At 71.1% G+C, this 12413-nt stretch carries 7 protein-coding genes and 1 tRNA gene; 1 reads left to right on the top strand and 7 read right to left on the bottom strand.

Annotated features, from left to right (window positions below; translation table 11 throughout):
• Positions 1-131: 131 nt before the first annotated feature.
• Positions 132-2315, bottom strand: coding sequence for an AIPR family protein (locus AOM46_RS13480; protein WP_067226167.1), 2184 nt, complete (start codon positions 2313-2315; stop codon positions 132-134).
• A 119-nt stretch (positions 2316-2434) separates the two neighbouring features.
• Between AOM46_RS13480 and AOM46_RS34010 the strand changes: the two genes are divergently transcribed.
• Positions 2435-2704, top strand: coding sequence for a hypothetical protein (locus tag AOM46_RS34010; protein ID WP_158920412.1), 270 nt, complete (start codon positions 2435-2437; stop codon positions 2702-2704).
• 275 nt (positions 2705-2979) lie between these two features.
• On the opposite strand, the gene AOM46_RS13470 is transcribed toward AOM46_RS34010, so the two are convergent.
• The 6 genes from AOM46_RS13470 to topA all read right to left on the bottom strand — a co-directional run bounded on the left by AOM46_RS13470 (position 2980) and on the right by topA (position 12367).
• Positions 2980-3053: transfer RNA gene (locus AOM46_RS13470), tRNA-Thr, on the bottom strand.
• Between the two features lie 36 nt (positions 3054-3089).
• The gene (locus AOM46_RS13465; RefSeq protein ID WP_158920410.1) at positions 3090-3296 is read right to left on the bottom strand and encodes a zf-HC2 domain-containing protein; all 207 of its coding nucleotides are present in this window, start codon (positions 3294-3296) and stop codon (positions 3090-3092) included.
• A 21-nt stretch (positions 3297-3317) separates the two neighbouring features.
• Complete coding sequence (locus AOM46_RS13460) at positions 3318-4910, bottom strand: alpha/beta hydrolase (protein ID WP_062210286.1); 1593 nt, start codon at positions 4908-4910, stop codon at positions 3318-3320.
• 46 nt (positions 4911-4956) lie between these two features.
• Positions 4957-6159, bottom strand: coding sequence for a DNA polymerase III subunit delta' (locus AOM46_RS13455; protein WP_062210283.1), 1203 nt, complete (start codon positions 6157-6159; stop codon positions 4957-4959).
• A 107-nt stretch (positions 6160-6266) separates the two neighbouring features.
• Positions 6267-9227, bottom strand: a complete 2961-nt coding sequence (gene tmk, locus AOM46_RS13450) for a dTMP kinase (protein ID WP_062210279.1) — start codon at positions 9225-9227, stop codon at positions 6267-6269.
• A gap of 326 nt (positions 9228-9553) precedes the next feature.
• On the bottom strand, positions 9554-12367 hold the full coding sequence (gene topA, locus AOM46_RS13445; RefSeq protein WP_062210277.1) for a type I DNA topoisomerase: 2814 nt from the start codon (positions 12365-12367) through the stop codon (positions 9554-9556).
• Between the last annotated feature and the right edge of the window lie 46 nt (positions 12368-12413).

Genomic DNA, 12413 nt, shown 5'->3' with positions numbered 1-12413 from the left:
CCGACGGCGTCCGGTCGTTGCCACTCCTTCATTACCGGGTCTGCTCCGTTTCCCCCTGAGCATCCGGGCACCGGGCCCACTGTCGAAGTAGAGCAGCCGGGTCTCTCGGCACTCAGAGCGGTGGCCGCACACTACGCCGAGCTTTCTTCCCGCGACTCCCCCTCTTCCGCGATCCGCTGCCACAGCCGCTCGGCGATCTCCACCAACGTTCCCTCGCCCGGAACCCTCCACTGCTTGGGGCCCTGGACCGCGCTCCACTGCTCCTTCCAGTCGGCCGCGTTCCACATCTGGGAGACCAGTCCGGTCGGGGAGTACCGCTTGCCGTCGGCCTCCCAGAGAATGGGGGTCTTCCGATCGTTCACCCAACTCGCCCGGCGACGGCGGGGATCTTCGTCGAGCCATGCGCCGATGGCCAGTTCCTCCACGGTGCTAGGGGCGTAGACGAGAGGCGTCCCGTCATTGATGGCGTCGTGGTCGACGAGCAGCCGAACCGTCTGTGGCCGCCGCTGCCGCTTCGGGCCCGCGTCCTCCATGAGAGCTTTCAGGTTCATGGGCGAGTCCGGACCAGTGCCGCGTTCGAGAACCCCCAGGACCGCGACGACCAGTCGCGCGCAGCGCTCCTCGTTGGCGAAGGTACTCGTGATGTAACTCTTGTTCGTGAAAAGGGTGTCGACCATGGTGATGAGGCAGAGGAGTACAGCGCTGACCTGACCGGGCACGTCGGCGAGCACTGCGGCCAACTCGTCGTCCGGCTCGTCAAACCGTTCCCTGCCGATCCGCTGGAAAACGAGGTGAGCCACCAACAGGCCCCCACTGTCAACGACGGCGGCCGGACGTCCAGTGAACTTTGCTCTCAATTCCGTCAGTTGGTCTCGTACCAGCCTGAAGATCTGCACCGCTCGCCAGATCTGCTGGGCGGTCGGCTGCTGGCCGAAGAGCCTGGTGTAGGCGCCTCCCGGGCCTTCCTCCCATAGCGCGTTCGTGGAGCCCTTGACCCGCACGGCGAGCGACGAGTCCCGGTGCATGCAGGCCAGGGCCGTGGCCGCTTCCGTGACGGAGCAGCCCGACTCGGGGGCCGGGGCCAGTTCGCCCCGTCGGAAGACGTACTCCTTGTCGAGGGAGAGACGGAAGTCCTTCTGGATCTCGCTCTGGACGGTGTCGATAGCGATGAAGTCTCGGCGCTCCATGCGGTTCTGCGTGTTGGTGGCCTTGGTGATGGAACGCCCGAAGCCCTCCGGTGCTCCCTCCAGGGAGATGATCCGTACCAGGACATACGCCTCCGCGACGGCCTCGGGATCCCTCTCGTACGCCCGGAAGGCCGAGGACACCGTCTGGGCGCCGTTGACCACGCTGGCGTTGTGCAGGGTGAGAGTGGTGGGCTGGCCGACCGCTCTCTTGGCGTGGTACTCCTGCTCGACCCTGTCGCACTGCACCGTGATGCCGTTGTGGCGGTAGAGGAATCCTTCCGGGTCCTTCAGCATCGACTCCACCATGGTCTGGTTGACCCCGGTGAGGCCCAGCGACTTGCGAACGTTGCGGTCGTAGAGACGTTCGCCGTGTCCCTTGTCGTGATCCTCGTCATCGCCCTTGCTGCCGTACCAGCGCGCGAGCTGATCGGCGCTGATCTCGCCGATTACCGCCTTGTACGGGATCTCGCGGCTGTACCACTCACGGTCCATGGTCGCCTTGAGAGTGATGGGCTGCGGCTCCAGGTCTTCTCGGATCGCCCGGTGAAAGTCCCCCTGGTCCAGTACCCGGTACTCCACGGTCCGTCCGCGTCCGCCGAACTCGTTGGCCGCCTCTTCCAGGATGTTGCGGGTCTCCAAGGAGAGACGGCCGTCTCCCATGAGGGCGACGACCAGATTTACCTTGCACGTGGGCAGCCTGAGGACGCCGTGCACACGATCCGCGAGCAGTTGCAACCGCTCGTTGAAGTGGTCCAGATCGCGGTTGTCGAGCTTCTTCAGCCCGTGGACCAGCTTGAGTGCCGCCTCGGTGTCGAATCCGGCCGTCCCCTTGTCTTTCCACTTGGCTTGGATCAGCCAGAGTTCGGATCCCGAGGCCGAGAACGCGACACAGTCGATACCGAAGTCGTCCCGGCCATCGATGACCCACGCCGCCGCCTCGTCTGAGGTGCAGTCAGCGAGGATACACGCGGCCTTCGCGGCCACAGCCCTGGACAGCAAGGCCGTCTCGCGCTCCTTGGGGTCCTTCTTCTCAAAGTCGTCCATGGAGATCCGGCCTTCGAACTCGCGCAGCAGAGCCCTCCTGATGTGCTGCACCTCAAGGGGCATCCCCGGTGCGCCCTTACTCATCCGTGCTCCCAACGACCGCTCCCGGCAGGACTCTTGAGCCTATCGAAAACAGCACGTACCAGCCTCGTGTCAGCATTTGCGGCCCATAAAGGCTGCCACTACATGGTTTTGGTCAGCGGTTGCCTGGACCGTGTGCCAGAAAGCTCCTGCCGGCCACCGTCGTCCCACTGCCCGAAGAGGAACCCGCAACGGCACCCCAGGCGAGATCCCGACCTCACCTCGGCCCGAACTTCGCGGACCTCTCCCGCGCCTATATCTCCTCTCGCCTCCCCCTCGACCTACTGCACCTGCCCATCGGACACATCGGCTCCACCGAGGTCCCCGACGCGGGCGCCCGCACCCAGCATGAGGTCGACGTCCTCGCCCTGTACTCCCTGAACCGCTTCTAGCCAGACCTCGAAGCCCCATGCCGCAGAGCGCCCCGACGTCTTCCTCATCGGCCTCGCCGCCCTGCCGTTTCTGGCCCTCTCGCGCACAGCGACGCCTGCGGCGTCCTTGACGGCGTGCTGGAAGACGCTTCACGAAGACGGGAGGCGAGATTAAGAGCACCTCCGCTCACGCCTCGCTCACGCACGCGGTTTCGCGACGTCGCACCCGCTAAGTCTGCAAGTCGTAGATAAGCCAAAACCCCAGGTCAGATGCCATCCGACCTGGGGCTTCGCTGAGCCGCCTAAGGGAATCGAACCCTTGACCTACGCATTACGAGTGCGTCGCTCTGGCCGACTGAGCTAAGGCGGCGGGGGCGCCCTTAGAGGGCGCTTGGTGGGCGTTAGTCTACACGGGTTTGGGGGGTGCCCCCGTGGGGCGGCGGCGGAGGAGGTCGTCGGTTGTGGCGCGGAGGGTGCTGAGGTGTTTGGACCAGCGACGGCAGTCGAGACAGCTGGTCAGGTGGTGGTCCAGCATCTGCTCGGTGATCTCCGGGGGCAGCGCGGTCCCCGCGGTCCTTGCCGATATGGCCGAGCGGTAGCGGTTACAGGGCATGCGCATGATCATCCCAGCTGATCAGCACGTCGTCCCCTCCTCGGGAGTGGTATGCGCCAACAGATATTCGTTCACCGCGGCGTCCACACAGGCGCTGGTGCCGCCGTACGCGGTGTGGCCGTCGCCGTCGTAGGTGAGGAGGACGCCGGAGGAGAGCTGGTCCGCCAGGCCCTCGGCCCAGGCGTACGGGGTGGCCGGGTCCCTGGTGGTGCCGACGACCAGGATGTCGTCGGCGCCGGCGGCCTCGATGGAGACCGGGGCGCCGGACGGCTCGACCGGCCACGCGGCGCAGACCAGGGTGTCCCAGGCGAAGTCCGCGCCGAAGGTGGGCGACGCCTCCTGGTACGAGGCGAGCTGCTCGCGCACGGCGTCCGCGTCGGCGTTGCCCGCCGGGCTGTCCAGGCAGCTGATGGCCCGGAAGGCGAACATGTCGGTGTCGTACTCGCCGCCGGGCCCCCGCCCGTTGTACCCGTCGGCGAGCCGCAGCAGCTGGGACCCGTCGCCGTCGTCGATGGCGACGGTGAGGGCCTCCCGCAGGGTGGGCCAGAGGTGTTCGGCGTAGAGCGCGTAGGCCACCCCGGTGTTGGCCAGGGACTCGGTGAGCGGGCGGTCCTCGCCGGTGGGCAGCGGATCGGCGTCGACCCTGGCGTAGAAGTCGAGCAGCTGCTCGGACGCCCCGTCGGCCCCGTCCCGGCCCAGCGGGCAGTCGTCGCGTGAGGTGCAGTCCTCGGCGAAGGAGCGGAAGGCCGTCTCAAAACCGCCGGCCTGCTGGCGGTCCGTGCTGAGCGTGTCGAGGCGGGGGTCCATCGCGGCGTCCAGCACCAGACGCCCGACCCGGCTGGGGAAGAGCCCGGCGTAGAAGGCGCCGAGCTTGGTGCCGTAGGAGAAGCCGACATAGTGCAGCTTCTCGTCGCCGAGCACCTGACGCAGCACATCCATGTCGCGTGCGGACTCGACGGTGGAGACATGCTCCAGCAACCGGCCGACGCTCTCCTGGCAGCCCTGGGCGAACACCTCGTTGGCAGCGACCAGCTCGGCCACCTCGGCATCGTCGTCCGGGGTGCGGTCGGTGAGGGTGTGTTGGTCCATGGCGGGCCCGTCCAGGCAGTCGACCGGCTCGCTGCCGCCGGTGCCGCGGGCGTCGAGGCCCACCATGTCGTAGCGGGCGCGCACCTCGCTGGGGAAGACATACGCCGCCGAACTCTGCGCGAAGTCGACCGCCGAGACGCCGGGGCCGCCCGGGTTCATCAGGAGGGCGCCGAGGCGCTCCCCCGCGTTGGTGGCGCGGGAGCGGGTGACGGTCAGCTGGATGTCGTCGGAGCCGTCGGGGTTCTCGTAGTCCAGCGGGACATGCAGCAGGGCGCACTGGAACTCGGCGTGGCCGCAGGCGCCCCAGTTCAACTCCTGCTCGTAGTAGGGCAGAAGGGCCTCGGGGATGTCCTCGGGCAGGGGTTCGAGGGGTGGCGCGTCGGGCGGGTCCGTGGTGGTCGAACCGTCGGAGGCGTCGACGTCCGGGGCGCGTTCGTCGGGACGCCCGCCGTCGGACGAGCAGCCTGAGACGAGCAGCGCGCCCGCGGTGGCCAGGGCGAGGACGACACGGCCGGTGGTACGCATGGGTCCCCCGTGGTGGATGTGCGCGGTACTCGGTGGAGCGTACCCGTCAACGCAGGGCCATCGTCATCGCCTCCACGGCCAACAGGGGGGCGACATTGCGATCGAGGGCCCGACGGCAGTCGAGGACGGCCTCCATCCGACGGAGCGTCTGCTCCGGACGGGTGGCACCGGCGACCCGGCGCACCGACTCCTCGCTCTCACCGCCGGCCAGGCCCCCGGAGAAGCCCAGCTGATGGGCCAGCACATCGCGGTAGAACGCGGTCAGATCCGTCAACGCGAGATCCAGCGTGTCGCGTTGGGTGCGGGTGGCCCGGCGCTTCTGGCGGTCCTCCAGGTCCTTCATCACGCCGGCCGTGCCGCGCGGCAGCCGCTTGCCGTCGGCCGCGCCGAGGGCGGCCCGCAGCTCGTCCGTCTCCTTGCCGTCCAGCTCCTCGGCGAGCTGCTTGGCGTCCTCGGCCGCCGCGTCCACCAGCTCCTGGGCGGCCCGCAGCGCGGCGCCCACATCGGCGACCCGCTCGGGGAGGCGCAGCACGGCGAGCCGGCGGGCCCTGGCCCGCTCGTCGGTGGCCAGCCGGCGGGCCCGGTCGACATGCCCCTGGGTGGCCCGGGCGGCGGCGTGGGCCGCCTCGGGCTCGACGCCGTCACGCCGGATCAGCATGTCGGCGACGGCGGCAACCGGCGGGGTGCGCAACGAGAGTTGCCGGCAGCGGGAGCGGATGGTGGGCAGCACATCCTCCGTGGACGGCGCGCAGAGCAGCCAGACCGTGCGTGGCGCCGGCTCCTCAACGGCCTTGAGCAGCACGTTCCCCGCGCCCTCGGTCAACCGGTCGGCGTCCTCCAGGACGATCACCTGCCAGCGTCCGCCGGCGGGCGAGAGCTGGGCGCGGCGCACCAGCTCCCTGGTCTCCTTGACGCCGATGCTCAGCAGGTCGGTGCGGACGATCTCGACATCCGCGTGGGTGCCGACGAGGGAGGTGTGGCAGCCGTCGCAGAACCCGCAGCCGGGCTGGCCACCCAGGGCGCGGTCCGGGCTGACGCACTGGAGGGCGGCGGCGAAGGCGCGGGCGGCCGTGGGCCGGCCGGATCCCGGCGGCCCGGTGAAGAGCCAGGCGTGGGTCATCGAGGAGCCGGACAGCTCGGGCCGCTCACCCCGCTCGACCGCCGTGACATAGGCGTCGGCGTCGCGGGCGGCGGCGGCCAGCCGCTCCGCCGCCTGGTCCTGACCGACCAGGTCGTCCCAGACCGTCATCGCGCTCCCTCCGCACCGCCCGTGGGACCTCCCACGGGCACGGGGACCATTGTGCGGCAGACCACTGACATCCCCCCGCCGCCACCGGAGCGACGACGGGGGCGCGGTCAGCGGCCGCGACGCCGGGAGTCGTCGCCCGGCTCCTCGTCGTCGTCATCGAGGACGGGGCGCGGGCCGAGCAACTCGTCGGCGAGAGTGGGCACATCGTCGAGCGGGGTCTCCTCGGCCCACTCCGGCCTGGGGCGACGGGCGGCGGCGGGCGGCTCGTCCTCGATCCTGGGCAGCTGACGCGTCGGGTCCGCGCCCGGCGCGTCCTCGGGGCGCGGGAGAACGGCCGTCTCCTCGTTGTCCGCCGGGCCGCCGGCGGGGCCGCCGTCCTTCTTGCCCTCGCCCTGGTCGGGGCCGGGGTAGGCGTGCGGGATCTGCACCGTGGTGGCGTTGTCCGCCGCGGCGAGCCTGGCCTCCTCGGCGCGCAGCAGCGCCTCCTCGGCCTTGCGCTGCTTCTCGCGGCGCCGCTCCTCGGCCTGGGCCCGGAGCCTGGCCTCCTCCTCGGCCTCGCGGCGCAGCCGCTCCTGCTCCTCGCGGCGCAGCCGCTCCTCCGCCTCCCGGCGGCGGCGCTCCTCCTCGGCGAGCCGGCGGGCCTCCTCGGCGCGGAGCCGCTCCTCCTCGGCCTTGCGGGCCTCCTCGATGCGCCGGCGCTCCTCCTCCTCGCGCCGCTTGCGCTCCTCCTCCTCGGCGCGGAGCCTGGCCAACTCCTCCTGGCGCTCACGCTCCAGGCGGGCCTCCTCCTCGCGGCGCTCGCGCTCCAGGCGCTCCTCTTCCTCCTTGCGCTTGCGCTCCTCCTCGGCGAGCCGGCGCGCCTCCTCCTCGGCCTTGCGCCTGGCCTCCTCCTGGGCGCGCAGCTCGGCCTCGGAGAGCGGCAGCATCTGGTCGAGCCGGTGCCTGGCCGCCGTGGTGACGGACTCCGGGTCCTGGCCGGCGTCGATCACCAGGTAGCGGGCGGAGTCGCCGGCGGCCAGGGCCAGGAAGCCGGCGCGCACCCGCTGGTGGAACTCGCTGGGCTCGGACTCCAGGCGGTCGGGGGCCTCGGTGAACCGCTCCCGGGCGGTCTCGGGGGACACATCGAGCAGCACCGTCAGATGCGGGACCAGACCGCCGGTGGCCCAGCGGGAGATGCGGGAGATCTCGACGGCCGACAGATCGCGGCCGGCGCCCTGGTAGGCGACGGAGGAGTCGACATAGCGGTCGGTGATGACGACCGCGCCGCGCTCCAGCGCCGGCCTGACCACGGAGGCCACATGCTCGGCGCGGTCGGCGGCGTAGAGCAGGGCCTCGGCCTGGTGCGAGAGGCCGCCGGAGGCGACGTCCAGCAGGATGCCGCGGAGCCGCTGGCCGATCGGCGTGGCTCCCGGCTCCCGGGTGACGACGACCTCGTGGCCCTTGCCTCTTATCCACTCGGCCAGCGCCTCGACCTGCGTGGACTTGCCCGCGCCGTCCCCGCCCTCGACGGCGATGAAGAAGCCGTTCTCGGCCAGCGCGGTGGTCGGCTCGACGGCGCGGACCGCCTCGGTGAGATCCCGGCGGAGCGGGACGCCCCGGCGGTCGTCGGTGCGGCCGAGCACGATCGCGGCCACCGGCAGCAGCAGCACGCCGAGGATGACCAGGGTGTAGGCGGCGCCGCCGTGGTCGAGGACGAAGTCCCCGCGCTCCACGCGGTGCGGACCGATCAGCCCGGCGACCAGCGGGGCGACCACCAGTGCCAGGGCGATGGCCACGCGGACCACGGCGTGCAGGTGTCGGGTGAGCCGGGGGCGCCTGAACTCCTCGGTCTCCTGGTCGAGCAGGGTGTGCCCGGTGCTGGCGGCGATGCCGGCGAGTGTGCCGGTGAGCGCGGTGGTGAAGAGCACGGTGGCCGGGTCGGAGATCAGACCGACGCCGAAGAGGCCGAGCCCGGTCAGGGCGATCGCCAGCGCGAACAGCCGCCGCCTGGAGAGCGCGGGCAGCGTGTGCGGCGCGACCCGCACGCCGGCGACCACGCCGCCGGTGAGGCCGAGGACGAGCAGCCCGAAGGAGACCGGGCCGCCCCCCATCTCGACGACCCGCAGCACGCCGAGCGCGCCGGCGGCGGCGATGGCCGCGGCGACCGTGGCGCAGCCGAGGACGAGCACCGGGATGGCGCCCGTGCGGCCCTTGTCCGGCTTGGTGCCGGCGGCCGGGCGCCGCAGCCCCTCCAGCGGGGAGACGGGCCGCCTGGACTCGGTGGCCGGCAGCCGCAGGAAGTACAGGACGGAGATCGAGGCGGCGAAGTAGCCGGCCGCGACATAGGAGGCGAGCGCGGCCTGGTGGCCGTCGAACCACTCGACCCCGGTGGCCAGCAGATTGCTCACCAGGCCGGCGGCGACCAGCGTGACGGCGGCGACCGGAATCGCCAGATACCCGCCGCGCAGCCAGAGCCGACGCAGCGCGTCGTGGTGGTCGGGCAGCGGGCGGATGGCCGCGCCCTCGGGCGGCGGCGGGGGCAGCAGCGCGGGGGCGACGCTGTCCCGGCAGGTGGTCCAGACGCGTTCGGCGACGCTGGTGACCAGGATCGTCAACAGGACGTAGATATAGGCGTCGTCCGGCACCCAGTCGATCCACAGCGGGGCGACGATCAGCAGCGCGGCCCGCAGCGCGTCGGCGCCGATCATGGTCCAGCGGCGATCCAGCGGCCCGGTGGGGCCGAGCAGCCCGGCGATCGGGCCGAGCAGCAGCACACCGGCGAGGCCGGTGCCCAGCAGCCGCACGGCGAAGGCAGCGGTGACGGCCAGCGCGAGGCCGCGGTACTCGCCGCCGAAGAGGGACTCCCCGCCGGCCGGCACATGGAGGGCGGCCTGCACGGTGAGAAGGACCAGCACCAGCAGGGCGAGGGCATCGCCTATGCCGCTGGTGAACTGCGCCTCCCACAGGCGTCGCAGGGACGGGACCCGCAACAGGGCGGCACGGGCGCGGTCACGGGAGTCCGCGGCGAGCGCCTCGTCGGTGGCGCCCGGGGTGGGGTCAACAACCTGGGGTTGCTCTGCTCGCGTCATTCGGCCAGCGTAACCTTCGGGATCTGAGGGCAACCGTCCGCCCGAACACCTGCCCGGCCAACGGTCGTGGGAAGCACCGAGGTTACTCCGCCCCACTGACAGCCGCCCGGCCGGCCGGGAACTTCCCCCGCGCCGAGCGGCCGACGCCCCGGTACGGCTTCCCGTCCACGGCGCCGCCCACCCCGCCCGACCAGCGGCTTCGCCCCGACCAACGACCGTCGCCCAAGAGAACAACGCCCAACGACGGTCGCTCGAAAGAACAACGCCCAACAACACCCGTCGACCGGCGGCGCACGCGTTCGGCGCCGCCCGCCGACGGGGCCGGCTCAGTCCCCGGCGGCCTTCTTCGCCGCCGTCTTCTTCGCCGGTGCCTTCTTGGCCGGGGCCTTCTTCGCGGTGGACTTCTTGGCCGTCGCCTTCTTCGCCGTGGTCTTCTTGGCGGTCGTCTTCTTGGCCGGCGCCTTCTTCGCTGCCTTCTTGGTCGGCCCCTTCGCCCGCCGCTCCGCCAGCAGTTCGAAGCCGCGCTCCGGCGTGATGGTCTCCGGATCGTCGTCCCGGCGCAGCGTCGCGTTGGTCTCGCCGTCGGTGACATACGGGCCGAACCGACCGTCCTTGACCACCACCGGACGCCCGTTCGTCGGGTCCTCGCCCAGCTCCTTCAAGGGAGGCTTGGCCGCGGCCCGTCCGCGCTGCTTGGGCTGGGCGTAGATGGCGAGCGCCTGCTCCAGGGTGACCGTGAACACCTGCTCCTCGGTCTCGAGCGAACGCGAGTCCGTGCCCTTCTTCAGATACGGCCCGTAGCGTCCGTTCTGGGCGGTGATCTCCTGTTCCGACTCGGGGTCGACGCCCACCACGCGTGGCAGGGAGAGCAGCCGCAGGGCGTCCGCCAGGGTGACGCTGTCCAGCGACATCGACTTGAGCAGCGAGGCGGTGCGCGGCTTGACGGCGTTCTTGCCCGTCTTGGGGGTGCCCTCGGGCAGCACCTCCGTCACATAGGGGCCATAACGCCCGTCCCGGGCCACGATCTGCCGGCCGCTCTCCGGGTCGACGCCCAGCTCGAAGTCGCCGCTCGGCTTGGCCAGCAGTTCCTTGGCCAGATCGACGGAGAGCTCGTCGGGCGGCAGATCGTCCGGAACGTCCGCGCGTTTGCCCGGCTCGCCCTCCTGCCCCGGCTCGGGCGGCGCCTCCACATAGGGCCCGTAGCGGCCGACCCGCAGCACGATGCCGTCGCCCACGGGGAAGGAGGAGATCTCCCTGGCGTCGATCGCGCCCAGGTCCGTGACCAGCTCCTTCAGTCCGCCCAGATGGTCGCCGTCGCCGTTGCCCGCCTCGGCAGCGGTGCCCTGGCCCTCGCCGACCCCGAAGTAGAAGCGGCGCAACCACGGCACCGCCTCGGCGTCGCCGGTGGCGATCCGGTCGAGGTCGTCCTCCATCTTCGCGGTGAAGTCGTAGTCCACCAGCCGGCCGAAGTGCTGCTCCAGCAGGTTGACCACGGCGAACGAGAGGAAGGACGGGACCAGCGCGGTGCCCTTCTTGAAGACATAGCGCCGGTCGAGGATGGTGCCGATGATGCTGGCGTAGGTGGACGGGCGGCCGATCTCCCGTTCCTCCAGCTCCTTCACCAGCGTGGCCTCAGTGTAGCGGGCCGGCGGCTTGGTGGCGTGCCCGTCGGGGGTGATGGCGCGGGCCGCCAGCGCGTCGCCCTCGGCGACCGCCGGCAGCCGGCGCTCCCGGTCGTCCAGCTCGGCGTTGGGGTCGTCGGCGCCCTCCACATAGGCCTTGAGGAAGCCGTGGAAGGTGATGACCTTGCCGGTCGCGCTGAACTCGCAGTCCTGACCGTCGGCGCTGGTCCCCGCGACCCGGACGGCCACCGACTGGCCGACGGCGTCCTTCATCTGGGAGGCGACGGTCCGCTTCCAGATCAGCTCGTAGAGCCGGTACTGATCGCCCGTCAGACGCGTCTCGGCCGGGGTGCGGAAGCGGTCGCCGGATGGACGGATCGCCTCGTGCGCCTCCTGCGCGTTCTTGACCTTGCTGGCGTAGACGCGCGGCCGGTCCGGCAGGTAGTCGGCGCCGTAGAGCTGGGTGACCTGCGCTCTGGCCGCCGCCACCGCCGTGTCCGACAGCGTCGTCGAGTCGGTCCGCATATAGGTGATGAAGCCGTTCTCGTACAGGCGCTGTGCGACCTGCATTGCCGCCTTGGCGCCCATCCCCAGCTTGCGCGACGCCTCCTGCTGAAGCGTCGTGGTGCGGAACGGGGCGTAGGGCGAACGGCGGTACGGCTTGGACTCGACGGAACGCACCGCGAACGAGGTGTCGGCCAGCGCGGCGGCGAGCGCCCGTGCGCTCTCCTCGCTGAGCTGCCGCACCTGCCCGGGGTTGCGCAGCTCGCCGTCGGCGCCGAAGTCACGCCCCTGGGCGATGCGCCGGCCGTCGACGGAGGTGAGCCTGGCGTCGAAGGTGCCGGCGTCGCCGCTGGGCGCGAAGGTGCCGGTGAGGTCCCAGTACTCGGCGGACCGGAACGCGATCCGCTCGCGCTCCCGTTCGACCACCAGTCGGGTGGCGACGGACTGCACCCGGCCGGCCGACAGCCGGGGCATGACCTTCTTCCACAGGACCGGGGAGACCTCGTAGCCGTAGAGCCGGTCGAGGATGCGGCGCGTCTCCTGGGCGTCGACGAGCAGTTGGTTCAGCTCGCGCGGATTGTTGACGGCGGCTCTGATGGCGTCCTTGGTGATCTCGTGAAAGACCATCCGCCGCACCGGGACCCTGGGCTTGAGCACCTCGCGCAGATGCCAGGCGATCGCCTCGCCCTCGCGGTCCTCGTCCGTCGCCAGATACAGCTCGTCGGCCTCGGCGAGCAGCTGCTTCAGCTTGCGCACCTGGTCGCGTTTGTCGCTGTTGACCACATAGAGCGGCTGGAAGTTCTCCTCCACATTGACCCCGAGCCGCGCCCAGGGCTGGCCCTTGTACTCGGCCGGAACCTCGGCGGCGCCGCTGGGGAGGTCACGGATGTGCCCCACGCTGGCCTCGACCACATATCCGGGGCCGAGGTAGCCCTTGATCGTCTTGGCCTTGGCGGGCGACTCGACAATGACGAGTCGGCGTCCGCTGTCGGCGGTGTCGCTGGTCGGGGACAACTTCTCGCTCTTCTCTCCAGCCCGGGGGAACGTGTCGTCGGTGCGG

This window comes from Streptomyces sp. NBRC 109706 (genome assembly GCF_000974485.1).
Taxonomy (GTDB): Bacteria; Actinomycetota; Actinomycetes; order Streptomycetales; family Streptomycetaceae; genus Streptomyces.
The sequence above is the reverse complement of the archived record's forward strand: the minus strand, read 5'-3'. Positions and strand labels throughout refer to the sequence as shown.